Here is a 22,737-nt window from a genome sequence, read left to right on the forward strand (position 1 = left end):
AGTTCTGACCTACGGTCCGGCCCGCGCCGTTTCACGACCGAGGAACCGACAGCACCGGGACACGGTGACACCGCGTGTGTGATGGAAAGTCCCACTATCCTTAATTACCTCATGTTCGAACGGCTTAGTACGGGGGAACTGAGGTTTGCTGGCTGCCATTCTTGGTCTGCTGGCGATCCTGTCACCCGCCGCGGCGGCAGGCACGTTGGACGTGAAAGACGTCGACTACCCTAGTCAGGTAGACGTGTGTTCGAGGTTGTCGGTCAAGTTCAAGATCGTCGACGCGTCGACGGGCCAGCCGGTACCTGATGCTTCAGTTTTGATCAGGATAGCGGGTGAGGAACACAAGGATTCTCCGCCCGAGGAGTGGACCAAGGGTCACTATGTGAAGACCACTTCTGGTTCTGATGGTAGCGTGACTGCCCAGCTCACCGCGCCGGGTAAGGAGGGCACGTTCTACATCTGGGTCAAGGTCGAGAAGGAGGGCTACGAGCCTCTGGTGAAGTGCCTGGGAGAGCTGAAGGTCACGGGTACGTCGACGTGCGAGCACGAGGGCGAGCAACACCAACATCGGGGTGAGTACGGCGGGAACCCAGCCGACGTACCGGTCTCGCCACTAGTGGTCGTCGGAGCGCTCTGCGCGCTGGTACTGGTCGGTGCGACGAGGCGGTGAACGCCCTCCCGCCGCCTCGAACCACCTCAGCCCCGCGACTTTCGGTCGTTACTTCCGAAGTGAAACGGTCTTCATCGGTTCCCGGGGTCCGTGGGTGGAACCTCGGAATTACGAATTCTCAAACGACGACCGTCGACCGTTCCAGGTGGACCGTGGTGGTTGTTAACGTTGGGGAACCAAACGTTGGGAAACCATCGGTCGGTACGAGGCCGATCGCGCCTTATCACTTTCCTCGTTACCGGATATCGAAGTTTATAATAGCCTCGCACGCGCCGGTACGCTCGGGTAATACCAATGTCCGGGCTGGAGGAACATCTCGAGAGGTGGTTCAGGAACGAGAGCGAGGCCGTGACCGTGTATCGTACGCTAGCCGGACTGGCGGAGGAGGCGGGCATGTCCGAGGTCGCCGAGACGTTCAGGAAGATCGCGGACGAGGAGCTGAGACACGCTGCGATCGTAGCCCGGATCGCCGGGAAGTTGAGCAAGGACATCAAGTCGGAGGTCGAGCGACTGGCGGAGAGGGAGGCGCAGGCCGCCGAGCTCAGGAGGAACGTGATCGAGGAGTACGGGGACGAAATGAGTGAGGACGTACGGGCGTACCTGATAAGCACCGCGCACGACGAGGAGCGACACGCGAAGATGCTGAGGAACCTGTTAGAACGTCCGGAGTGAGGGGTCGGTAACACCGACCCTCGTCACCAGTCGGCGTTCCTCGGTCTCCTCATTCCTCTTTTACTGATCCCGACCGTCGGCTCAGCCAGGCGAGATAAGGTTAGTGAGGATATTTAAGCAACGCCGCCCCCTCCCTCGCGATACCCGGACCTCAGAATCTTAACGGACGCCGACGGATCGAAGTGAACGTGGAAACAATTTGGTTTCAAAATCGAATGACATGTACCGAAGCGTGGGCTCGCCGTCGTGAAGGTCGATCTCGTCGTGACGGCTCGAATCCGAGATTGAGCAAGGAGAGTCGAAGATGTTCCAGTGTCGACGTGGGCGAGATTGAGGTGTTAAATCCGCCCTTGAGACGGTATCGCCCCAGATCGCCGATGAATGCAGCCGTGAACACAGACCGTGAGCTCACAAGCCGACCCCCCGGACTTGGAGTCGGCTGACTTACCACATCGTTGGCCTCAGCTCCCGTTACCCCCGGTCATCGGGAGGTCCTCGTCCCGGCGCCATTCCTCATCGGCCGGGCTCCCTCCTGGGTGAGAAGGAGTGACAGTCGGGACACCATTCACGGGAAAACAACGTAACTGCGAGTCCAGCCGCCGAGCGCCACGAGCGCATGGTGCGCTGCCGCGCCGACCAGGGTCGCGAGGGATAGGTTCGCCGCGACGGAGAGCGCGGTGTATCTCAAGGAACCGGTTTCCGAGTAGACCGCACCTATCGTGGCGGCGCACGGGATGTACAGCGCGCTCACCAGGGTGAGCACGTAGGCGTTCTCGGGTGTGGGGTGCGCGTGCAGCATGGCGAGGGTGGAGATGACGATCTCCTTCGCAACGATCCCGTTGAGGGGTGCCACGGCTCCCTTCCAGTCCAGCCCTAGGAGGGCTACCGTCACCGGCTCGAGGGACTTACCGACGAGCTCGATCGCGCTTCCACCGGTCCCTAACGGTTTCGGGTACCGGGTGGCGGTCCAGAGCAGGACCGAGGCCGCCAAGATGATCGTACCGGCCTTCTGGAGGAACTCGTTCGAGCGTAGCCAAGTAACGGTGAGCACCGTGCGTAGGTGTGGCTTACGGAGGCGTGGGAGCTCGATCACGTGCCCGCGGTGGGGCTCCGGCTTACCGAAGAGGAGGCGGTGTAGGACGTAGGACGTGACTGCGAACAGAGAGAGGGCGACGACGTAGATGGAGACGGCGGCCGGCACGCGCCAGGGGTCCGGTAGCTTCGCCGTTAGGAACGTAATCACCTCAAGGCGAGCACCGCATGGGATCATCGGTACGACGATTGCGGTCAGTAGACGGGCCCGTTCATCCTCGATGATCCGGCTCGCCGTGATCCCTGGCACATTGCAGGAAAGGGACAGGACTGCGGGGAACACGGTCTTGCCGTGGAGACCGAGGCGGGCGAGCAGACCGGACGCTAAAGCGGCGAGGCGGGCCGTGTAGCCGACGTCCTCGAGCACGGTGAGGAGCAGTAACATGACGAACACGTACGGATACATGGCGAGAACTGTTCCCACGCCGGGGATCACGCCCTCGGCGAAGACGTCGGACCACGGTGCTGGCAGACCCCGGGCGAACCAGACGAGGTGGTCGAACGCCCCCTCCACGAGCTCGGAGATGGGGTCACCCAGGAAGAACGACAACGCGAACACCGTCCCGAGCACGCCCAGGGCGAAGAGGGTGCCCCACACAGGGTGTGTGAGGACGCGGTCGATCCGGTCCTGACGGGAGAGCGAAGGCCGACCCGTCACGCAGCTCCGGGCGATCCGCGTGGCGAGCTCGTCTCGGGCCTGTGAGATCAGGACGGCCGGGTCGTGGGAGGTCCGCTCGGCGATACGTTTCTTGACTTCTTTAACCCGTTTTAGAAGTTCGGGATCGCGTTTTTCGAGTTCCTGGAGGAGTTCGGGGTCCCCCTCGAGAAGCTTGAGGATGGCCCAGCGCGGTGGGTACTCACGGAGCTTCCCACCGACCTCCGGGGCGAGCTTCTTCACGGCCCTCTCGACCTCGCGAGGGTATCGGAGGGATATGGGATTCGGCTCGACCCTTCCCTGTACGACGTCCGCGATCGCGCGCTTGAGGCGCTCGATCCCGTACCCTCGCTTCGCGGAGAGGCCGACCACAGGAGCTCCTAGTTCGCGCTCCAGTCGCTTCAGGTCGATGCCGATGCCCGTACGCTCCGCTTCGTCGAGCATGTTCACGGCCAGGATGACGTGGTGGTACCCGAGCTCTGCGATCTCGAGGAACACGCGAACGGCTCCGGCCACGTTGAGCGCGTCCCCGACGACGACCACGGCATCCGGCTTACCGTCGGTCCGGCCGAGCAGGTAGTCGCGGGCGACGCGCTGGTCTTCGGAGAAAGCCGTGAGGCTGTACGTGCCCGGTAGGTCGATGAGACGGTACCGCTTCCCTCGGAACTCGTACGTGCACGTCTTCCTCTCGACAGTGACCCCTGGCCAGTTCCCGACCTCCAGGTTCGCGCGGCAGACACGGGACATTATGGTGGTCTTACCCACGTTCGGTGGTCCCGCCAGCGCTACCGTCCTCATCGCCTCACCCCTGTTCCTCCTCGACGATCACTTTGGCCGCAAGGCCGCGACCCAGGGAGTACTTCGCACCGCCGACGCGCACGATCACGGGACCCGGACCGGACTTCACGACCTCGACGCGTGCTCCGGGCCGGATCCCGAGCTCGTACAGCATAGCGGCCGCTCCCTTACCGGCGGCCACGTCTACGACGCGGACCGTCCTCCCCTCTGGCACCTCCAGCAGCGTCCTCACGGCACCACCCACCGTTGGTATTTAATTGCTAGGCGTGCCTAACATTATAATACTTCCGCCCACCTGGCCGCGTGGTACAGTGCCCTCGCGGCGCGCTCGGGTGAGGGGAACGTAGGCACTCCACCCTCCTCTAGAACCCTGATCCCAAGTGCCACGGAGTGTCGTCCCATCCAGACACCGATTACCGGTCCTGGGAACTCCTCGGCGAACTCCACGACCGCCCGTGCGGTTTTCACGGGCTCCGTCACGCTCTGCGGCGTGAGGATAACCATCACGGCCCCGTACCGGTCGGAATCAGCGAACTCCTCCAGCGCGACCCGGTAACGCTCCGCGTTCGCGTCACCCAACACGTCGACGGGGTTACCCGTGGCCGCCTCCGGTGGCAGTACCGAAGGGTCTCCCGCGGGCTCCGGGAGCTCGAAGCCCAGCTCGTGCAGGGCGTCCGTCGCCAGGATCCCGCCGCCCCCGGCGTTCGTCACGATCAGCACGCGGTCCGAAGTCGGGGGACCTGCCTTTGCCAGTAGCTTCGCCGCATCGAACGCCTCCTCGAACCCTCTCACGAAGATACCACCCTCCCCCTCGATGAGTCCCTCGTAGACCTCTCCCGATCCCGCCAGTGAACCGGTGTGGGTGCCGACCGCCTCGGCCCCGGCCTCCGTTCTGCCGCCCTTGAGCACGATCACTGGCTTACGCCCGGAGCACTCGGACAGCGCGTCCAGGAATCGCGACCCGTCCTTGACGCCCTCCAGGTACAGCACGACCACGTCGGTATCGTCGTCCTCCGCCAGGTACTCGAGGAAATCGTGGAAGTCCAGGTCGGCCGCGTTACCCAGGCTCACGAACTTGCTGAATCCCACGCCTACGGCCCCGACGTCCCCGGAAGAGAACCAGTCGATTACCGAGGTCGCGAGGGCCCCGCTCTGCGTCACGAACGCGATGTTGCCCGGAGGAGGGGACTCCGCCGAGAAGGACGCGTTCAACCCGATCTTCGCGTTGATGATCCCGAGGCAGTTGGGGCCTACCAGCCGGACGCCGACCTTCCGGGCGGTCCTAACCAGCTCCCGCTCGAGGTCTTCGTTGCCAGCCTCGGAGAAGCCCGCGGAGATCACCACGCAGTACGGTACTCCTGCTTCCCCGGCCTCGCGTACCACTTCCGGGACGACTGGAGCGGGGACCGCGATCACCGCGAGGTCAACCCGTTTGGGGAGCTCGAGGAGCGACGGGTAGCAGCGTCGACCTAGGAGCTCGTCGGCGTGGGGGTTCACCGGGTACACCGGCCCGTCGAAGTCGCGTAGCAAGTTCCGGAAGACACCGTGACCTACTTTCGAGGGATCTCGGGAAGCGCCGACCACGGCGACTGCCTCCGGGTGGAAGAGCCGGTTCAACGGTTCACTCCCCTAACAGCACGCGGATAGCGTCCAGTACGGTGAGTACGCCGACGACTTCCCCATCCTCAACCACTACCGCACGGTCCTCACCGACGGCCGCCATCAGGTCCAGTGCGGTCTCGAGATCCTCGTCGGGGTTCACGGTCACGGCCTTCCGGGTGACCTCGCCCGCGGTCAGCTCTCTCCACTCGCCCGAGGCCAGGGCGCGGACAACGTCGACCGACGTCACGATCCCGATCAATCGACTACCCTCTTCGACGACGGGCACCCCGTGGATCGACTCGGACGCGAACGTCCGGAGCACGCGCTCCAGGGGCTCGTCCGGCCTCACGACCACGACGTCCTCGGTCATCGCGTCCCGGACCGTGGGCACGGCCTTTCCATCCCCAAAGTTTTATTACCGCGTTAGATCACCCTAATCGCGGCGTTAGGAGGGCCTAAGGGGGAAAGGCATGGCGAGCCGACGATATAGGTACATCGGCCCGTGCAGGTGCGGATTAGGTCCACACGCGTTCTACGAGGACACGGAAACGGGAGAGATAAAGCACGTCTGGCAGGTATTGGGTGAAGGAGGTACGCCGGCACCGGCGTGGCCCGGTGGTTGGTGGAGGGGAGGCTGGCGCGGTGGTCCCGGTTGGGGAGGTGGTTGGTGGTGGCTAGCAACGGCGGACGAGGAGACCAGGAAGGAGGTACTGGAGGCGATACGCGAGGCTTTCGGGGAAGACTTCGCCAAGGCCGTAGAGAAGCTCGCGGAAAGCGTGCCGAAGGGCTCGGAAAGCGGGAAAACGGTGGAGGAGCTGCGGAAGAAGCTCGAGGAACTCGAGAAGCGGCTGCGAGAGGTGGAAGGGGAGAAGTAACCAAGGAGAGAAGTAACCCGGGCGGAGACACCTCAGGCGGTGTTCGTGCACGACGCTTCGGAGTGCGAGGGATGTGGTGAGTGCATGCGAGCCTGTCCCACCGGTGTTCTCCTCGTTTCCGTCGGGTACGTCGAGGTGGACGCCTCCAAGTGCCGTGCCTGCGGAGCGTGCGACCGAGCCTGTCCGGCGAGTGCGCTCCGGATGGAACCCAAGAGGGGGTGATCGGGCTTGATCCGACGCGACGTGAAGGTCTTCCGGTGTTCCAGGTGCGGTGAGATCATCGAGGTGCCGTACGGTGCTCCCAAGCCCTCGAGCTGTCCGAACTGCGGAGCCCCAGCCGTGTTCATCCACAGGCTGAACCCCGGACCTGGTACTTGGGGAGGCTACGCCGGTCTCGGACGCGGTATGGGCCGTGGCGGTCCCGGCCGCGGAGGTCACGGTGGTCCGGGGCGAGGGGGTCCCAGGTAAGTGCGTGTGGCCGTAATGGTGGAGGGTGATGGGGTGTCCACTCGGTTCGCCCGAGCCCCGGAGATCCGCGTGTACGAGGTGAAGGATGACGACGTCGAGCTCGTAGAGTCCAAGGGTAACCCGGTCGCGAACGTCCCGCGCGGGGCCGGTAGGCAGATCCTCACGGTCCTCACGGAAATGAACGTCGAAGCCACGGTCGCCGCGCGTTATGGTCCCAACGCACTCCAAGGTCTCAAGGCCCAAGGGATAAAGGCTTACGTAGCGGAACCTGGGACCGATCCGGAAGAGGCGGCCCTGAAGGCCGCCCGCGGCGAGTTATCCGAGGAGTGATCCTGGAATGTGGCTGGCTATCACGGGCGGTAAGGGAGGAGTCGGCAAGACCACGGTCGCTGCCCACGTCCACAGGATCCTGGGTTGGGACGCCCTAGACCTGGACGTCACCACCCCCAACCTCCATCTCTACCTCGACTGCGAGGAGATCGATCGGTCCGACGTGTACATTCCGTGCCCGAAGCTTGAGGACGAAGACGAGTGCGATCTCTGCGGGACGTGCGCGCGGGCCTGTGCGCCTGGTGCCCTCGTGGTCGGGCGTTCGTGGGATCTGGACCCCCATCTGTGTCATGGCTGTGGACTATGCGTCGAGAGCTGTCCCAACGGCGCCCTAGCGTACGACTGCGTCCGGATCGGTGAGGTGAGGAGATACCAGGTGTCCGTAACCGGGGCGATTCTAACCTCCGGAACGCTCGACGTGGGTGATCGACGGTCCCGACACCTGGTTCGAACCCTTCTGGAGGGTGCGGACGACGGAAAGGACCTTATCCTCGATACGCCGGCCGGTGCAGGTAAGGACGTGTACGACGCGCTCAAGGCCGCTGACGCCGCGATCGCCGTGACGCAGCCGACCCCGGCGGCCGCGACCTGAGACGTCTGATGCGCATCGCCGACCGCGCCGGGACCGATGTAGTCATCCTGATCAACAGGTCCGACCTGTCGGATCTCTGGAGATGTAGGATCGAGGAGGAGGTCCGAGCCCATGTCGTCGAGGCCCCTACCGTGGACGATCCGCTCCGATCGGGGGTTTTAGGGAGGCGGTGGAGCTTTGCCTGGATGAGGTCGTGTAACCGGGGGGTGCCGCGTTGGATCCTGAGTTCAGGGTCGTCGTCTTGGGAGGGAAGGGCGGCGTGGGGAAGACGGTTTTCTCGATCGCCCTGGCGGCGGAGCTAGGGGTACCGCTGGTGGATGCCGACGTGACCGAACCCGACGTACCCGCGTACCTGGAACTGGAAGTCGAGGAAGCATTGGGAGAGATCATGGCCCGTTACGCGGTCAGAACCGACGATTGCGTCGGATGCGGGAGGTGCTCGGAAGTCTGCCCTTGGAACGCCGTCGAGGATCCCACGGCCTGCGACGGGTGCGGGATTTGCGCGATCGCCTGTCCCGAGGACGCGATCGAGTTCGAGTCGGAGGTTCTCGGTGAGATAGTCAGGTCGCGCAACCCGGACTTGGACCTCGAGGTGATCCATCCGGAGTCCGAGCCCTGGGTACCCGAGCTGGCGCACTTGATCCACAGGATGGTCCCTCGACGCCCGTGCGTGATCGACTGTCCGGCTGGGCTGGGATGTCCCGTGGTCGCGGCCCTCTCCCACGCCGACGTCGCGGTACTGGTAACAGCTCCGGACCCCGCGGCCCGTCACGACTTCGAGCGCGCCAGGATCCTGGTCGAGAGGTTCCGAATACCCGCCGTTACCGTCCTGAACCGGTCGGACGGATCGGACGGTGACTTCGACGTGATCGTCCCGGAGTCAGAGGACGTGCTGGACGCAGCGCTGCGAAGAGACGCGCGGGCGCTGTACCGGGCGCTCCGACCCTACGCGCGGGAGGTCGTCGAGGAGATCCGGTCCGAGGTATCGTTTCAGGACGCGTAACGGCGACCCTGAGGCCTTAAACCCTGGAACCCCGCGTGACCCCCAATGGGGACGACCACCCTGCCGGTGAGGGAACCTTCCCGCGGGGAGTTGGAGGAGTACCGGGAGGTGCTCGAGGAGCTGACCGGCTCGGACCTCGGGATCGCAGACCGGGAGGTGACCGTGGAGCGCATCCGAGGACCGGTCCGGGCCGACCGCGTCTTCGTTGACGGTCGTCCGGTGCTCACGGTCACGTTCGACCCGTGGACAGCCTCCTGTGTATACACGCTGACCCCCCACGGCGCGAGGGAGGCGGAGGAGATAACCGGGGAGCGCCCGGAACGCCGCCGCCTGGCCCGTCGCGACCCGTACGGCCTCCTGGATTTCGAGTCGACCGGAACGAAACGGGACCTGAGGAAGGCGGTGATCCGCGCCTTGGAGGAATGCGACGTGGACGTCCTGGAGATGGAAACCGCCACGGAACGCGTGAACGGCGTCGAGCTGACGGGTCTGGCCGTGTACACGGCTCGGGAGTTCCTCTACGTGGACGTCGTCCCACCTGACCCCGCAGGACGTCCGAACCCGGTGAACGCCGTCGCCCGGATACTACATGCGTTCGGTGGCGAAGAGACGCGCCCATGGACGCACCCTGAGTACAGGTTCCTCGGCGTTCGCAGGGTTCGCGACGGTAAGGTCGCGCGGTGCCGCCTGGGCCGCGAGTTGATCGAGTTCGAAGCCAGGATCACGCGGACGGGTCTGGTATTCCTGTCCGCTCGGGGTGACTGACGCGTGTACAAACAACGGTTCGTGCTAGACACTACGGCGTTCACCGACCAGGGCGTGGTGGATGAGCTCGGAGAAGGTGACCTATGCGAGGCGGTGACTCGTATACTGGACTTGATCGGTAGGGCTCGGATGGAACTGGCCATCAGCTGCTACATCCCGTACCCCACGGTGTACAGGGAGCTAAAGGGGTTCCTGGAGCGGAACGGGTGTCCGGAGTTGTTGTCCAGGATCGACACGTGGATCGTAAAGAAGACCCCGAACCGGTACGATGTCAAGGTCCCGGCTCGGTTGTTCATGGCCTATGTGAAGGATATGAGGGAGCGGCTGGACCGTGGGAGGAAACGGGCCGAGAAGGCCATCTGGGAGGCGGCCCTGGAGGCGTACGAGATCATGTTACGTGAGGAGGCGGACGTGCCTAAGGAGCGGATCATCCGGGAGGTGATTGGGGAAACGGTGCGACGCTTCCGGCGGAAGTATCGTCAGACGGTGCGCCACGGGACGCTGGACAGCGCGCCGGATCTGGACGTGCTCCTGCTCGCGAAGGAATTGGACGCGGCCGTGGTGGCGAGTGACGAGGGTATCGAGCGGTGGGCCCGGGAGCTCGGGCTGCGTTTCATGCCCGCGGGTTCGTTCCCAGATATGATCGAGGAATACCTGGAAATGTCGAAGGAGGTGGAAGGATGATCTCGTTCCGGCTACGTCCGGTGTTCGGAGTGCCAGGGGACGACGTGGCCCGACCGTACCTGAGACTCGCGGAGAGTGACGAGCTGGTCCGGACCACGCGGGAGGACGCGGCCGTGTACGCGGCGATCGGGGCCGCCGAGGTTTCGGGCGAGCCTGCGGCTGCCCTGGCGACTCGAGGCCCTGGGGTGGCGGTCGCGCTGGCGGGGCTGGCGTGCGCGCTGGCCGATCGCGTGCCCGTGCTCTGCGCAACCGGGGAGATCACCGAACGCGGGTTCCAGTCGCTTGTACCCTCGATGGCGTCGGACGGCGCGGAACTCACGGTGACGGACGACCCGGGGGAAGCCGCGCGGACCCTAGCCCGCTCGGAGCCTGTACTGTACGTCGATCCGGGATTCGACCCGGACGAAGTCTCCTCGGAGCTTGAGGGGATCGAACCCGCCGAGCCGGATCCCGAGGACGTGGAGCGCGTCCGTGGGCTCCTGGAGGGCGAGCGCGTGGCGATCCTGGTGGGAAGGGGTTGTTACCGCGCGCAGTGCGGGGAGCTAGTGGAGCGGTTATGTGGGATCCTGGAGGCGCCGGTCGTGGAGACTATGCGCGGCCGAGGCGTGGTACCTGAGTACCATCCTCGTAATGTCGGGGTCGTGGGTCTCAGGGGCTGGGCGAACGACGTGATAGAGGAAGCCGACGTCGTGCTCGCACTGGGGGCCCGACTGTCGGAGCGGACGCGCGCGAACCTCGACTGGCCCACCACGGTCGCGATAGGTTTCGAGGTGAAGGACGCGGACGAGGTCGTGGAGTGTGACGTGCGGGCCTTCGTGGAAGCGCTGCTCGAGGATCCTCCGAGGACGGAACCATGGGACCCGAAGCCGAGTGAGCCGCCGGGCTTCGACCTCGAGCTGTACCGGGTCGTGAAAGCCGCCCTGAAGGGCTGGATCGGACCGGCTACGGTGGACTCGGGTCAGATTACCCCCACCGCGCTGTTGGCCGCTCGGGTTTCCTCCCCGTCCGAGGTGATCTACTCCGGGTCGTTCTGTCCTATGGGGTTCGCGATCCCGGCTGCGCTAGGGGCTTCGGCCCGAGTCCCCGAGATGGTGCTCGCCCTGACCGGAGACGGAGGGTTCATGGCCTCCTTCCAGGAGCTGGAGACGGCGGTCAGGGAGGACCTCCAGATCGCGGTGCTCGTCACCCGCAATGGGGAGCTCGGGTTTACCCGGCAGGTGATGGAAGAAAAGGAAGGTAGGGCGGCCAAGATGGGGCTGGACGCCGACGTTCCGAGTATAGCCGAGTCCTTGGGCGTCGAGGTCGAAGTGATCGGGAAACCGGACCCCGATGAGGTGAAAAGAACCCTCAGGGACGTGGAGATGAGTGGAGAAACCACCGTGGTGGTCGTCGAGCTCCCGCACGAGGACGTCCCGATGCCAGGGTCGGGATGAGGAGAACCCCGGTCACCGAGTAGATGAGGAGGGACAGGCGCCCCGACCAGTCGGGACGACGCCCGGATCCGATCTTGGTCCTGACGATGATGAGTACGGGGCCCGTAAGGTGATCGATGGTCGGACATCCGCCTGCCGAGTCGGGCGGTGGTCCGTTGCTCCGCCGCGGTAAGAGCGCCGAGGAGATCGCGACCTCGATCCTGCGGAAGGAAGGCTTCGAGGTCGTGGCTAGGAACTACCGGGTGGAGCTGGAGAACGAGCTGGTCGCTGAGATCGACATCGTGGCGGAGAAGGATGGGGAGCGGTACGCCGTCGAGGTGAAGGCCGGAACGGTGGGCGTGGACGCGGTGAGGCAAGCGTACGTGGCGGCGGAGCTCACGGGTTATCGGCCGCTCGTGATGGGGAGGCGGGTACACCCGTCAGCGGAGGCGCTCGCGGACCACCTCGGGGTTGAGGTACGGGAGTTCTCCGAGTTCGTGGAGGTCGAGCCGGTGGACGAGCTGGGAGCGGTAGTGTCGGACTTACTTCAGGATAAGATGTTGGGACTACTCTCCGCCGCCTCGAACGTGTCGTGGGAGGATCTCTACGTAGCCTTCCAGGGCGACCTAAGGCGGGTTACGGAGCTGGTCCGGGTTCGGGACCGCTCCCAGGCCGAAGATCTGGTTGAGGCGCTGGCCTTCCTGAAGCTCATGGCCTCGGACACCGTGGGGGCCGTCAAAGGGGTCGAAGGGGACGAATTCCTGCTGGAGCTGGACCCCAGGGTGAGGGTCCCGGACGGTACGACGCTCGTCGTGTTGAACCGGTGGGGATCCCCGGCGTTCGTCGTCGCCGAGCCGGTGAGCGTAGGGACGCACCGGGCGAGGATGCGCTCGTGGGAGGGGGAAGTCGAGACGGGTGAGCGCGTGGTCTACCTGGGCGAGGTGGAGGGCTGAACCGTGCCGAGTTGTCGGGCCCGCTTGAGGATGCTCTCGAGGGGCGGATCGTCCACCTCCTGAACCTCCTCCGGGCTCCCCAACTCCCACCTATCGGCGAGCTCGTCGAAGGCCGCCTCCGCGGCCCGCTGAGCGTCGCGGTTCCATCCCCAAGGCAGCGGGATCAGCACGGGGTACACACGCCCATCGTCGTACAACACGACGGCCGTGTCGTAGTGGTGACCGCACCAGGCTCCCTCCTCGAGTAGGACCCGGTGGAACGTGTCGTTGGCTTCGGCCGCCTCCAGCACCCCTTCGGGATCGGGATCCCGTAGGTAATCCCGCACTCCGCACCCGCTCTCGTTCTTCCACCACTCGAACCTGGGAAAATGGAGATCAACCTCACGTAGGGCCGCCACCACATGACCTTTGTCGAAGCCCAGATCGAGGAGGGGTCGGTACTCGACGGCCTGTCCGTGGTGCGTGATCGCGTCGAGTCGGGCCCTGTGCGGGGCTTCGCCGAAGTTCGCGCCTCCGAGTATTACGGAATCCGGAAACGCCTGGGCCGCGACTTCGAACCGGAGCCGGCCGCAGAGCTGGCAGAGTTCGCGCTTGGATCCGACCGGAGGTGGCACGTCGAGGTGGTACAGGTAGACAGGGGTCTCATAGCGGCTGTCGAGTTCGGAGGCGACTAGATACGCCCGCGCGTGGACGAGCTCGCGTGGCATCCCGGGATAGAATCCGACGGTGTAACAGACGAGCTCCACCCCGTACTCCTCGCAGGCTCGGGCGGCTGCCGCCGCACACAGGGTACTGTCCATACCCTCGAGTCCCACGCACACCCGGGCGGCTTCGGTCTCATAGAGTATTTCCCGGACCGCGTGGACTACCTCTCGGAACAGTCCTTCTTCGTGCCGTTGGTAGGGATACACAGCGTCCCACGCAGGGGCCTCCGTGACGGACGGGACCTCTCGGAGCAGCTCCAGGAGCTTCCGCTCCGGTTCGATCTCATAAACCTCGATCTCGGGCATCGGGAGAGCCCCGGTGGATACCCTTTATTGTTCTACAATTTTCGACTGAGGAAGCGTAACTGTAAAGGTACGAGGCCCCCCTGTGCCCGGGTGTCGGCAGATGGTCTCATCCCACCTGGCCGGTCGGTCCGGCGGTGTCCCGGGCCGTTGGGCCGGGCCCTCATCGGTGGCGCGAAGCGCTTCCTAGGGGCCCGGGTCGCGGGCGTACGGGGGCCTGAGACGTTGGCTCTGCTCGAGGTTAAAGACCTGCGGGTGGAATCCAAGGACGGGACGGAGATCGTTCGAGGTGCCTCCCTGACTGTCGACGAGGGCGAGATCGTCGACCTGATCGGTCCCAACGGGTCGGGGAAGAGCACGCTGGCGAAGACCATCGTGGGATGCTCCGGGTACGAGGTAGTCGAAGGTGAGGTCCGGTTCAAGGGCCGGGATATCACCGACCTCCCAATGTACGAGCGGGCGAGGATGGGACTGACGATGTCCTGGCAGGAGCCCGCGAGGTTCGAGGGCCTGACCGTGGGTGAATACCTGTCCGTCTGCACCGACGACGAGGACTGGGCGCGACGGTGTCTCCGGATCGTCGGCCTCGACCCTGAAGAATACTGGGATCGCGAGTGTGGTGAAAACCTGAGCGGGGGCGAGCGGAAGCGCGTCGAGCTGGCGGCGGTGATGGCGATGAGGCCGAACCTGGTGATCCTGGACGAGCCGGACGCGGGACTGGATATGTCGTCGATGGAGGATTTGGCGAAGGTCATCGAGACTATGAGGGAAGAAGGTTCCGCAGTGCTGTTGATCACGCACAACCGCGACTTGGCGGAGCAGGTCGGCGACAGGGCCTACCTGATGATGGACGGTAAGATCGTCGATGAAGGAGACCCAAGGGACGTGGTGCTCAAGTGCCTGATGTGCGGGGGTGGCTTGGTGTGCGGGGCGGAGTGAGCCCCAAGGAGGTGTTCAAGCCCACAGGTTACCACGCGGGCCCGGACACGCCACGGATCGTGATCATCGAGAACAAGGTCGTGAACGTTCAGGGTGCGGAAGGCCTCGAGCTCAACGCCGAGGAGGAAGACGACACCGTCGTCGCCGAGCTCGTGGTGAAAGAGGGATACGAGTTCGACGAGCCCATCCACATGTGCGTGGGGGTCCCGTGGCCGGAGGGAGTCCAGCGAATCGTGACGAGGCTGATCGTGGAGCCCGAAGCGAAGATACGGCTGATGTCCCACTGTTCGTTCCCGAGGGCACGTGACGTCGTACATGAGATGGAAGCTGAGTTCGAGATCGGTGAGTGCGCGGACGTGAAGGTCACTGACGTACACTATCACGGGGAAGGAGGCGTACGGCTGAAGGCCGAGTACGACGTGTCCGTGGGACCCGAGGCGTCCTTCACGACCGAATTCAAGCTCACGGAAGGACGGGTCGGCGAGCTGGAGTGGGGGATGGACGCTCACGTCGAGGAGCGGGCTACTATGGAGGGAGTTGCGAGACTAAGGGCCGTCGAGGAGGATCGCGTCCGGGCGGTGGAGAGCGTCCGGTTGATCGGGGAGGACGCGCGGACACTCCTGGACTTCAAGGCGGCCGCGATCAACGGCGCGTTCATCGAGCTGGTCGGTGAGATTTCAGGGGAGGCGGACGGCGCCCGCGGCCACGTCGAGTGCTCGGAGATCATTAAAGGGGGCGGAAAGGTCGTCAGTGTTCCCAAGCTGCGGGTAGTCCACCCCGGTGCCAGGTTGACGCACGAGGCCGCCCTCGGTACCGTGGAGAAGAAGGAAGTTGAGACCCTGATGTCCCGAGGTCTCTCGGAGGAAGAAGCCGTCGAACTACTCGTGAACGCGATGTTAAGGGGTTGATCGTCGTGGCCGTCGAGAAAGGTGACTTCGTAAAGATCCACTACACTGGACGCATGAGGGACTCCGACGAGGTGATCGACACCACGCGGAAGGAGGTCGCGGAGGAGCACGGTCTGAACGTCAAGCCCGGTCCGGTGGTGATCGTGGTCGGGGCCGGGATGGTGTGGGAACCAGTCGAGGAGGCGCTGATGGGCTCGGAACCGGGGGACGAGCTGGAGGTCGAGGTACCTCCGGAGAAGGCCTTCGGAGAGCGTGACCCTTCGCTGGTCCGGACGTACCGTAAGTCCGAGTTCGAAGGGAGTGTGAAGCCCGGGGACACCGTCGTGAGTCCCGACGGTCGGCGCGGTCGCGTGCTCAGCGTCGACGGTGGACGGGTAAGGGTCGACTTCAATCACCCGCTGGCGGGCAAAACGCTGACCTACGAGGTGGAGGTTGTAGACGTACTGAAGGACACGATGGAGCGGGCTGAGGGCCTGCTGGAGACGATGGTACCGTCCGTCGACGCGGAGCTGGAGCTGGACGGTAACACACTGCGAGTCAGGGTAGAGGGCGGCGACACCGCCAGCCCGGCGTGGGCACGGGCGAAGCAGAGGTTCGCGAAGTTGATGATGGAATACGACGACGCCGTGGAAGAGGTTGTGTTCGAGGAACGTTTCACTGAATGACGCCCGTATCCTCGGCCGCCCTCTCCGCAGCCTTTCGCGTTAGCCCTTTATCCCCTAAGATGGTGTACCGGTTCGGACGTATCTCGTGCGCCATGCAGAGCGCCTCGATGATCTCCTCGTCGCTCACCCCTAGGTCCTCGGCCGTGGTGGGCGCGCCCGCCGTTTCGAGCGTCTCACGGATTTCCCGCCAGTTGCCCCCGTGGAGGTACTCCATGATGATGGTGCCGACACCGCACTGCTCGCCGTGAAGTGCCGGACGTTCCGCTATCACGTCCAGGGCATGGCTGAAGAGGTGCTCCGACCCACTGCACGGTCTAGAGGAGCCCGCGATACTCATAGCCACCCCGCCGCTGATGAGCGCCTGAACCAGCTTCTTGATGCCTTCCGGTAGGAGATTACCGATAGGCTTCGCGTTCTTCATCACGATCCGGGCCGCCATCAGCGATAGGGAAGACGCGTACTCGCTGTAGGGCTCGTTCCTGAGCCGGTGCGCCAGTCGCCAGTCCTTTACAGCCGTCACGTTGGAGACGACATCCCCGACCCCGGCGCGGATGAGGCGCTCCGGGGCCTTTCGGATGACTTCTATGTCCGCCAGGATGGCCAGGGGTGCCTGGGCGGGCTCGGAGTACGGTCGTCCCTTCCGTCGGATGGAGGCGAACGGTGACGCGATACCATCGTGGGAAGCGGAAGTGGGAACGCTGATGAACGGGATATCCCGACGGTACGATGCTACCTTCGCCACGTCGATGACCTTACCGCCGCCCACCGCGGCCACCACGTCCGCGTCGATCTCGTCCAGCGCCTCCAAAGCTTTTTTCACGTCGTCCCCGGTCGACCCCTCGACGATCACCGGTGATGTTTGGTACCCGGCTTCCTCGAGGTAGTCGACGACCTCGTTCCCCGCGATCTTCATGGTAGTTCGTCCGGAGAACACCGCGACGACTCCGTTCGGTATTCCGACGCTACGTAGGACCTTCGGAACTTCGGGGAGTACGTTCGAACCCACGACGACCTCTCTCGGGAGCTGCATGCGTTTCTTGGGAACGCTCAACTTCCGTCGACCCCCAGAGGGGTGATCGATTGGAGTTCTCGGAGTGGTACGCGGAGGTCCTGCGCAGCGCGGAGATAATGGACGTGAGGTACCCCGTTAAGGGTATGTACGTGTGGTTACCATACGGGTTCGAGATCCGACAACGGGTAGTCGAGAAGCTGAGGCGAAAGCTGAGGGAGACCGGGCACGAGGAGGTGCTGTTCCCGACGCTGATTCCGGAGACCCAGCTGAAGAAGGAATCCGAGCACATAGCAGGGTTCGAGGACGAGGTGTACTGGGTGACTCACGGGGGACTCAAAGAACTCGACGAGAAGCTGGCGCTGCGACCGACCAGCGAGACCGCGATCTACCCGATGTTCGCGCTGTGGATCAGGTCGCACGCCGACCTACCGCTTAAGATATTCCAGGTCGTGAACACCTTCCGGTATGAGACAAAGCACACCCGACCGCTGATCCGGATGCGGGAGATCACCACGTTCAAGGAGGCTCACACTGCCCACGCGACCGAGGAAGAGGCGGAGGAGCAGGTCAAGGAGGCGGTGGAAATATACTCGTCGTTCTTCGATGAGCTCGGGATTCCGTACATCGCGTCGGTGCGGCCGGAGTGGGACAAGTTCCCGGGCGCCGAGTACACAGTGGCCTTCGACACGCTGATGCCGGACGGTCGGACGCTGCAGATCGGTACCGTCCACATGCTCGGTCAAAACTTCGCGAAGACATTCGAGGTCACCTACGAGACGGAGGAAGGCGACCAGGAGTACGTGTACATGACCTGCTACGGTATATCGGACCGAGTGGTGGCCTCGATGATAGCCATACACGGGGACGAGCGTGGCCTGGTGCTGCCGCCGGACGTGGCACCGTATCAGGTAGTAGTGGTCCCTATCCTGAAGAAGGGAGTTCGGCGGAAGATCCTGGAACGTGCTGTGGAGGTCGAGGAGATGTTGCGGGAGGAGGAAGTCCGGGTCAAGGTAGACGACCGCGACATGAGTCCGGGACGTAAGTTCCACTACTGGGAGCTGAAGGGTGTCCCGTTGCGTATCGAGCTCGGAGCCCGGGAACTCAAGGAGGGGACCGCGGTAGTCTTCCGTAGGGACGAGCTCGATCGTGAGACGTACGCGTTCGAAGAACTGCCCGAGGTCGTTCCCGATCTGATGGAGGAGATCGCGATGAGGCTGCGGAAGCGGGCCCGCGAGAAGTTCGAAAATGGTATATTCCGAACGGACTCCCCTGAGGAGGCACGAAGACTGGTTGGTAAGGGGATCGTCGAGACCGGTTGGTGTGGTTCCAAGCGCTGTGGTATGCGTATGGAGGAGGAATTCGGTGGAGACGTTCTCGGTACTCCATACCCCGAAGAAGACACCGAATTCGAAAGGTGTCCGATCTGTGGTGAAACAGCCGAGTACACCGTCCGTATCGCGAAAACGTACTGAAACTGGGATCAGGGGTTGTCTGGTTTTGCAGTTGAGTGACGTGATGAAGGAGCTGGACCAGCTCACCAAGGGAACCACGACAGTCGGCGTATTGGCCGATAAAGGAGTCGTGTTGGCCGCCGACCGGCGAGCCGTAATGGGCAACCTGATCGCGGGCAAGCAGGTGAAGAAGATCTTCCGCATCCACGACTACATCGGCGTGACCACGGCCGGCTCGGTGGCCGACGCCCAGAAAATAGTCGACCTCATGCGGGCGGAGGCCAGACTGTACGAGCTGAGGCATAACCGGACGATCAGCGCCAGAGCGCTGGCTAACATGACCTCGCACGTACTGCACTCAAGCCTCAAGGCGTTTCGCCCGTACCTCGTGCAGCTGATCGTCGGCGGGTTCAACGACGACGACCCGACGCTGTACAACCTGGACCCCAGCGGATCTATCATCGAGGAGGACTATACGGCCACGGGTTCCGGCTCTCCGACGGCCTACGGTGTGCTCGAGGCCGAGTACGAGGAAAGGATGTCTTTGGACGACGCGATCGAGGTAGCAGTCCGTGCCGTGAAATCCGCGCTCGAACGTGATACTGGCACCGGTGAGGGGGTGACTGTGGTAACCATCACCCGGGAGGAGGGGTACCGAGAGTTACCAGAAGAGGAGGTGGAGAAGCTCCTCTCGTAATCCTCATCCTCTCCCTCGGGCAATCGAGCCCGGTGATCACCGGTGAAGCCAGGGGCGGATGCGTTGAGCGAGCGAAGAAGCGGCGAAAAGACGTTGGAAGAAGTCAAAAAGAAGGTCATGGAGAGAGTCGAGGAAGTGCTGCCATCGGACATCGTCGTGACCGACATAGACTTCGAAGGTCCCGAGGTCGTCCTGTACACTAACTCGCCGCACTCTTTCGTCAAGGACGATTCGGACCTGGTCACGAAATTGGCTAAAGCCCTGAGGAAACGCGTCAAGATCAGGCCAAATCCCGCCGCGCTCTCCCCGGCTAAGGAGGCCAAGAAGGTCATCCTGAAGATCATCCCCGAGGAGGCCGGGGTCAGCGAACGGGATCTGCTGTTCCTGGACACCGGGGAGGTAGTGATCTTCTCTAAGAAACCCGGACTGGTGATAGGCAAGCGCGGGAAGAACGTGCACAGGATCTCCCGGGATACAGGTTGGGTACCTCGGATCTACAGGCAGCCACCAATCCCGTCGAAGACAGTGAACACGACGCGACGATTGATACTCTCGGACGACTCGCGCCGTAAGTTCCTGAGGAACGTCAGCGCCCGGATCTTCTGCGGTCGAACGCGGAGCCGCGGCATCGAATCACGCTGGGCCCGGGTCAGCGCTCTGGGAGGCTTCCAGGAAGTCGGACGATCCTCGCTGTTCCTGCATACCGAGGAGAGTCGCGTGCTTCTGGACTGCGGCGTGAACGTGGCCGCTAACGGTACGGACGCTTACCCGCACTTCAACGTCCCGGAGTTCCGTATGGACGACCTCGACGCGATCGTGATCACGCACGCGCACCTTGACCACTGCGGCTTCCTTCCGTACTTCTACCGACACAAGGTCATCGAGACCCGGGTCCCGGTCTACTGCACGCCACCGACCCGCGACCTCATGTACCTACTGTTGACGGACTATATCAAGGTCCTTGAGAAGCGTGGCCAGGAGCCACCGTATACCGAAAAGGACGTCAAAAAGGTCATCAAGCGCACGATCACGATAGACTACAGGGAACCCACAGACATCACACCCGACATGAGCATCACATTCTACAACGCCGGTCACATCCTGGGATCGGCCTCCGTGCACGTGTTCCTTCAGGATAAAGGTCACAACTTCGTGTACACGGGCGACATCAACCCGACCACGTCCAGGTTGCTCGAAGGCGCGGATAACAGGTTCAAGCGAGTCGACTCGATGGTCGTCGAAGCCACCTATGGAGACTCGCGGCACGGGAGCCGTCGCAAGGAGGAGAACCGGTTCAGGAAGATCGTGCGGAACACGCTGAAGAAGGGTGGTAAAGTGCTCATACCGTCCTTCGCCGTCGGACGCGCTCAGGAGGTCATGCTCGTTCTGGAGGACATGTACCGTAAGGACGAGCTCGAGGGTCCGGTGTACCTGGACGGCATGATCTACGAGGCGACTGCCATCCACACGGCGTACCCGGAGTACCTCAACCGCCGCCTGCAGCACAGAATACTACACGAGGACGACGACCCGTTCACCTCTGAAATCTTCGAACCCGTGGAGGGGTCGGACCACCGTCAGGCGATCATAGAGGACGGCGAACCTGCGGTAATCCTCTCTACCTCCGGTATGCTTGAAGGGGGCCCGATCTTGGAGTACCTGCGCGAGCTCTCCGACGATTCCAAGAACACGCTAATCTTCGTGGGTTACCAGGCCGAGGGCACGCTCGGAAGGCAGATCCAAGAGGGTGCTAAGGAGGTTCCGCTACCCACTCCTACGGGCAAGACGGAGACCTTACGGATCGAGCTCCGCGTCGAGACCGTGAGCGGGTTCAGTGGACACGGCGACAAGATCGAGATCACCAAATACGTGCAATCTATACACCCGTCACCGCCGTCGAAGGTCTTCACGAACCACGGCGAGCCGCGCGCGTGTAAGTACTTCTCCAACCACCTACGCCGCAAGATCAGGAAGGTCTTTTCCATGGCGCCCGAGAACCTGGAGTGCTTCCGTCTCACTTAGGGGGTACGGCGAGTTGTCCGAGATGACCTACAAGGACGCAGGGGTGGACATCGACAAGGAGGCGCTAGCTGTCCGGGCGATCCGAGACGTGCTGGAGAAATACAAAGTGGAACCGGAGGGCTGCCGGGAAGTCGAGGGAATCGGACACTACGCCGCCGTGCTCGAGGTGCACGGGGAGCTGCTGACGCTCAACGTTGATGGCGTGGGATCCAAGGTCCTCGTCGCCCAGCTGGTCGGACGGTATGACACCGTCGGCATCGACGCGATCGCCATGAACGCAAACGACGCGGTGTGCCTTGGGGCGCGACCGCTGGCCTTCCTCGACTATCTGGCTATGGAGGACCCCGACCCTGACATCTGCGCGGAGATCGCGGAAGGACTCGGTAAAGGGGCTCGGGAGGCAGGCGCTCCGATTGTCGGAGGAGAGCTGGCGACGCTCCCGGAGGTGATCCGCGGGGAGGAGGAAGGGCGTGGGTTCGACCTCGTGGTCGCCTGTCTGGGTAGGGTCGAAAGTGACCCGATCACGGGGGAGGACGTGGAACCCGGCGACGCGATCGTGGGATTGCGGAGCTCCGGGATCCACAGCAACGGCTTAACGTTGGCTAGGAAGGTTCTCCTCTCGGAGTACGACGTGCACGACGAACTCCCGCACGGTAAGACCGTGGCCGAGGAGCTTCTCGAACCGACGCGCATCTACGTCCGGCCCATTATGGAGGTACTCCGGGACTACGAGGTGCGTGGGATCGCCCACATCACCGGGGGTGGTGTAGAGAACCTGAAGCGGCTCCGAGACGACGTGCGCTACGTGCTAGACGATCCGTTCGAGCCTCATCCTGTGTTCGAGATAATCAGGGAGCTGGGGAACGTACCGGTCGACGAGATGTACCGTACGTTCAACATGGGGATGGGGATGGCGTTGATCGTCCCGGATGAGGAGGCCGAAGACGTCGTCGACGCGGTGTCGAAGCACGTGGAGTCGAAGATCGTGGGACGCGTGGAGGAGGGACGTGGGGTGGTCGTTTACGCGGACGGGCACGAGGTGAAACTCTGACAAAACCCAGATTACGCGTTCAGTACGACGATCCCAAGTTCTTCGGCCTTATCGAGGATCTCCTGGCGCTTCCTCTTCCCCACCCGGCTGGCGATGCGCGCGGCCTGACACTTCGGGTCGATCTTCTCCAAGTCCTTCGGGTTGTACACCAGCACCTCCTCGTACCCGGACGGGTGCAGGCCGCGGACTTTCTTCGGGGAGCCGTACCCCGGATTCGGCATCTTCGGCCTGCTCTTGAGCTTCCTACGCATCTTGCTGTGACGGCCCTTCGGTCGGCGCCACTTCTCACCCAGCCGCTTGTACCGGTGCCACTCCTGTCGGCGGAACTTCGGCTTCTTCCGCTTGAGTTCCTCCCGGAGCTTGAGCATGCGCTTCTCCTCCTTGGAGAGGTTCGGGTTCCGTACCAATGCA

At 63.4% G+C, this 22,737-nt stretch carries 26 protein-coding genes; 19 read left to right on the top strand and 7 right to left on the bottom strand.

Annotation, left to right across the window (positions count from 1 at the left end):
- Positions 1-145 precede the first annotated feature (145 nt).
- A complete protein-coding gene (locus tag BW921_RS07325) occupies positions 146-673 on the top strand; it encodes a hypothetical protein (RefSeq protein ID WP_148689196.1) in 528 nt (175 codons plus the stop codon).
- Positions 674-967: 294 nt separating this feature from the next.
- Positions 968-1,345: a ferritin family protein gene (locus BW921_RS07330; RefSeq protein WP_148689197.1), complete on the top strand. Its 378-nt coding sequence runs from the start codon at positions 968-970 to the stop codon at positions 1,343-1,345.
- Between the two features lie 565 nt (positions 1,346-1,910).
- Here the strand turns inward: BW921_RS07330 and feoB are convergent.
- From feoB to BW921_RS07350, 4 genes are read right to left on the bottom strand one after another with little or no spacing between them, the layout of a single operon-like run.
- Complete coding sequence (gene feoB / locus BW921_RS07335) at positions 1,911-3,890, bottom strand: ferrous iron transport protein B (RefSeq protein ID WP_148689198.1); 1,980 nt, start codon at positions 3,888-3,890, stop codon at positions 1,911-1,913.
- Between the two features lie 4 nt (positions 3,891-3,894).
- Complete coding sequence (locus tag BW921_RS07340) at positions 3,895-4,122, bottom strand: ferrous iron transport protein A (protein WP_232452872.1); 228 nt, start codon at positions 4,120-4,122, stop codon at positions 3,895-3,897.
- Between the two features lie 44 nt (positions 4,123-4,166).
- Entirely contained in the window at positions 4,167-5,507 is a 1,341-nt protein-coding gene (locus BW921_RS07345; RefSeq protein WP_148689199.1) for an acetate--CoA ligase family protein, read from the bottom strand.
- Positions 5,508-5,511: 4 nt separating this feature from the next.
- Positions 5,512-5,883: a CBS domain-containing protein gene (locus BW921_RS07350; protein ID WP_088336229.1), complete on the bottom strand. Its 372-nt coding sequence runs from the start codon at positions 5,881-5,883 to the stop codon at positions 5,512-5,514.
- A gap of 79 nt (positions 5,884-5,962) precedes the next feature.
- On the opposite strand from BW921_RS07350, the gene BW921_RS07355 reads away from it, so the two are divergent.
- The 10 genes from BW921_RS07355 (at position 5,963) to BW921_RS07400 (ending at position 12,574) form a co-directional block, all read left to right on the top strand.
- Complete coding sequence (locus BW921_RS07355; protein WP_148689200.1) at positions 5,963-6,367, top strand: hypothetical protein; 405 nt, start codon at positions 5,963-5,965, stop codon at positions 6,365-6,367.
- 39 nt (positions 6,368-6,406) lie between these two features.
- Positions 6,407-6,589: a 4Fe-4S binding protein gene (locus BW921_RS07360; RefSeq protein ID WP_148689201.1), complete on the top strand. Its 183-nt coding sequence runs from the start codon at positions 6,407-6,409 to the stop codon at positions 6,587-6,589.
- Positions 6,590-6,595: 6 nt separating this feature from the next.
- Positions 6,596-6,835, top strand: a complete 240-nt coding sequence (locus BW921_RS07365; protein WP_210400457.1) for a hypothetical protein — start codon at positions 6,596-6,598, stop codon at positions 6,833-6,835.
- A complete protein-coding gene (locus BW921_RS07370) occupies positions 6,836-7,165 on the top strand; it encodes a NifB/NifX family molybdenum-iron cluster-binding protein (RefSeq protein ID WP_148689202.1) in 330 nt (109 codons plus the stop codon).
- A gap of 7 nt (positions 7,166-7,172) precedes the next feature.
- Complete coding sequence (locus tag BW921_RS07375; protein ID WP_148689203.1) at positions 7,173-7,757, top strand: 4Fe-4S binding protein; 585 nt, start codon at positions 7,173-7,175, stop codon at positions 7,755-7,757.
- 214 nt (positions 7,758-7,971) lie between these two features.
- The gene (locus BW921_RS07380) at positions 7,972-8,760 is read left to right on the top strand and encodes a 4Fe-4S binding protein (RefSeq protein WP_148689204.1); all 789 of its coding nucleotides are present in this window, start codon (positions 7,972-7,974) and stop codon (positions 8,758-8,760) included.
- Positions 8,761-8,850: 90 nt separating this feature from the next.
- On the top strand, positions 8,851-9,525 hold the full coding sequence (locus BW921_RS07385; RefSeq protein WP_148689205.1) for a hypothetical protein: 675 nt from the start codon (positions 8,851-8,853) through the stop codon (positions 9,523-9,525).
- A 3-nt stretch (positions 9,526-9,528) separates the two neighbouring features.
- Entirely contained in the window at positions 9,529-10,209 is a 681-nt protein-coding gene (locus BW921_RS07390) for an RNA ligase partner protein (RefSeq protein WP_148689206.1), read from the top strand.
- Positions 10,206-11,642, top strand: a complete 1,437-nt coding sequence (locus BW921_RS07395; RefSeq protein WP_148689207.1) for a thiamine pyrophosphate-dependent enzyme — start codon at positions 10,206-10,208, stop codon at positions 11,640-11,642. Before BW921_RS07390 ends, BW921_RS07395 begins: the two co-directional genes overlap by 4 nt.
- Before the next feature lie 116 nt (positions 11,643-11,758).
- A complete protein-coding gene (locus BW921_RS07400; protein WP_148689208.1) occupies positions 11,759-12,574 on the top strand; it encodes a YraN family protein in 816 nt (271 codons plus the stop codon).
- Here the strand turns inward: BW921_RS07400 and BW921_RS07850 are convergent.
- On the bottom strand, positions 12,550-13,584 hold the full coding sequence (locus BW921_RS07850) for a hypothetical protein (protein WP_168168857.1): 1,035 nt from the start codon (positions 13,582-13,584) through the stop codon (positions 12,550-12,552). The two genes, BW921_RS07400 and BW921_RS07850, sit on opposite strands and share 25 nt — an antisense overlap.
- A 222-nt stretch (positions 13,585-13,806) precedes the next feature.
- Here BW921_RS07850 and BW921_RS07855 point away from each other — a divergent pair, with 222 nt between their 5' ends.
- Genes BW921_RS07855 through BW921_RS07415 form a run of 3 tightly spaced genes read left to right on the top strand, consistent with a single transcriptional unit; the run spans position 13,807 to position 16,093 of the window.
- A complete protein-coding gene (locus BW921_RS07855; protein WP_168168858.1) occupies positions 13,807-14,520 on the top strand; it encodes an ABC transporter ATP-binding protein in 714 nt (237 codons plus the stop codon).
- The gene (locus tag BW921_RS07410) at positions 14,505-15,428 is read left to right on the top strand and encodes a SufD family Fe-S cluster assembly protein (protein ID WP_148689210.1); all 924 of its coding nucleotides are present in this window, start codon (positions 14,505-14,507) and stop codon (positions 15,426-15,428) included. Before BW921_RS07855 ends, BW921_RS07410 begins: the two co-directional genes overlap by 16 nt.
- Before the next feature lie 5 nt (positions 15,429-15,433).
- On the top strand, positions 15,434-16,093 hold the full coding sequence (locus tag BW921_RS07415) for a peptidylprolyl isomerase (protein ID WP_148689211.1): 660 nt from the start codon (positions 15,434-15,436) through the stop codon (positions 16,091-16,093).
- Here BW921_RS07415 and BW921_RS07420 read toward each other — a convergent pair.
- A complete protein-coding gene (locus tag BW921_RS07420) occupies positions 16,083-17,144 on the bottom strand; it encodes an NAD(P)-dependent glycerol-1-phosphate dehydrogenase (RefSeq protein ID WP_198324594.1) in 1,062 nt (353 codons plus the stop codon). The two genes, BW921_RS07415 and BW921_RS07420, sit on opposite strands and share 11 nt — an antisense overlap.
- A gap of 77 nt (positions 17,145-17,221) precedes the next feature.
- Here BW921_RS07420 and proS point away from each other — a divergent pair, with 77 nt between their 5' ends.
- The 4 genes from proS to purM all read left to right on the top strand — a co-directional run bounded on the left by proS (position 17,222) and on the right by purM (position 22,326).
- On the top strand, positions 17,222-18,577 hold the full coding sequence (gene proS / locus BW921_RS07425) for a proline--tRNA ligase (RefSeq protein WP_343224375.1): 1,356 nt from the start codon (positions 17,222-17,224) through the stop codon (positions 18,575-18,577).
- 43 nt (positions 18,578-18,620) lie between these two features.
- Positions 18,621-19,253, top strand: coding sequence for an archaeal proteasome endopeptidase complex subunit beta (gene psmB / locus BW921_RS07430; RefSeq protein ID WP_088336527.1), 633 nt, complete (start codon positions 18,621-18,623; stop codon positions 19,251-19,253).
- 63 nt (positions 19,254-19,316) lie between these two features.
- On the top strand, positions 19,317-21,275 hold the full coding sequence (locus tag BW921_RS07435) for a beta-CASP ribonuclease aCPSF1 (RefSeq protein WP_148689213.1): 1,959 nt from the start codon (positions 19,317-19,319) through the stop codon (positions 21,273-21,275).
- A 22-nt stretch (positions 21,276-21,297) separates the two neighbouring features.
- On the top strand, positions 21,298-22,326 hold the full coding sequence (gene purM / locus BW921_RS07440) for a phosphoribosylformylglycinamidine cyclo-ligase (protein ID WP_148689346.1): 1,029 nt from the start codon (positions 21,298-21,300) through the stop codon (positions 22,324-22,326).
- An 11-nt stretch (positions 22,327-22,337) separates the two neighbouring features.
- Here the strand turns inward: purM and BW921_RS07445 are convergent, their stop codons facing one another.
- Positions 22,338-22,733 carry a 50S ribosomal protein L32e gene (locus BW921_RS07445; RefSeq protein WP_148689214.1) on the bottom strand — a complete coding sequence of 132 codons (396 nt, stop codon included), beginning with the start codon at positions 22,731-22,733 and terminating at the stop codon, positions 22,338-22,340.
- Between the last annotated feature and the right edge of the window lie 4 nt (positions 22,734-22,737).

The sequence above is a fragment of the Methanopyrus sp. SNP6 genome, assembly GCF_002201895.1.
GTDB lineage: Archaea > JAADCQ01 > Methanopyri > Methanopyrales > Methanopyraceae > Methanopyrus.

What these genes read in the sequence shown, in the direction of transcription:
- purM (WP_148689346.1), top strand. Translation starts at nt 21,298, where the DNA reads ATGACCTACAAGGACGCAGGGGTGGACATCGACAAGGAGGCGCTAGCT.
- proS (WP_343224375.1), top strand. Translation starts at nt 17,222, where the DNA reads ATGGACGTGAGGTACCCCGTTAAGGGTATGTACGTGTGGTTACCATAC.
- BW921_RS07850 (WP_168168857.1), bottom strand. Translation starts at nt 13,584, where the DNA reads ATGCCCGAGATCGAGGTTTATGAGATCGAACCGGAGCGGAAGCTCCTG.
- BW921_RS07330 (WP_148689197.1), top strand. Translation starts at nt 968, where the DNA reads ATGTCCGGGCTGGAGGAACATCTCGAGAGGTGGTTCAGGAACGAGAGC.
- BW921_RS07395 (WP_148689207.1), top strand. Translation starts at nt 10,206, where the DNA reads ATGATCTCGTTCCGGCTACGTCCGGTGTTCGGAGTGCCAGGGGACGAC.
- BW921_RS07375 (WP_148689203.1), top strand. Translation starts at nt 7,173, where the DNA reads ATGTGGCTGGCTATCACGGGCGGTAAGGGAGGAGTCGGCAAGACCACG.
- BW921_RS07355 (WP_148689200.1), top strand. Translation starts at nt 5,963, where the DNA reads ATGGCGAGCCGACGATATAGGTACATCGGCCCGTGCAGGTGCGGATTA.
- BW921_RS07400 (WP_148689208.1), top strand. Translation starts at nt 11,759, where the DNA reads ATGGTCGGACATCCGCCTGCCGAGTCGGGCGGTGGTCCGTTGCTCCGC.
- psmB (WP_088336527.1), top strand. Translation starts at nt 18,621, where the DNA reads ATGAAGGAGCTGGACCAGCTCACCAAGGGAACCACGACAGTCGGCGTA.
- feoB (WP_148689198.1), bottom strand. Translation starts at nt 3,890, where the DNA reads ATGAGGACGGTAGCGCTGGCGGGACCACCGAACGTGGGTAAGACCACC.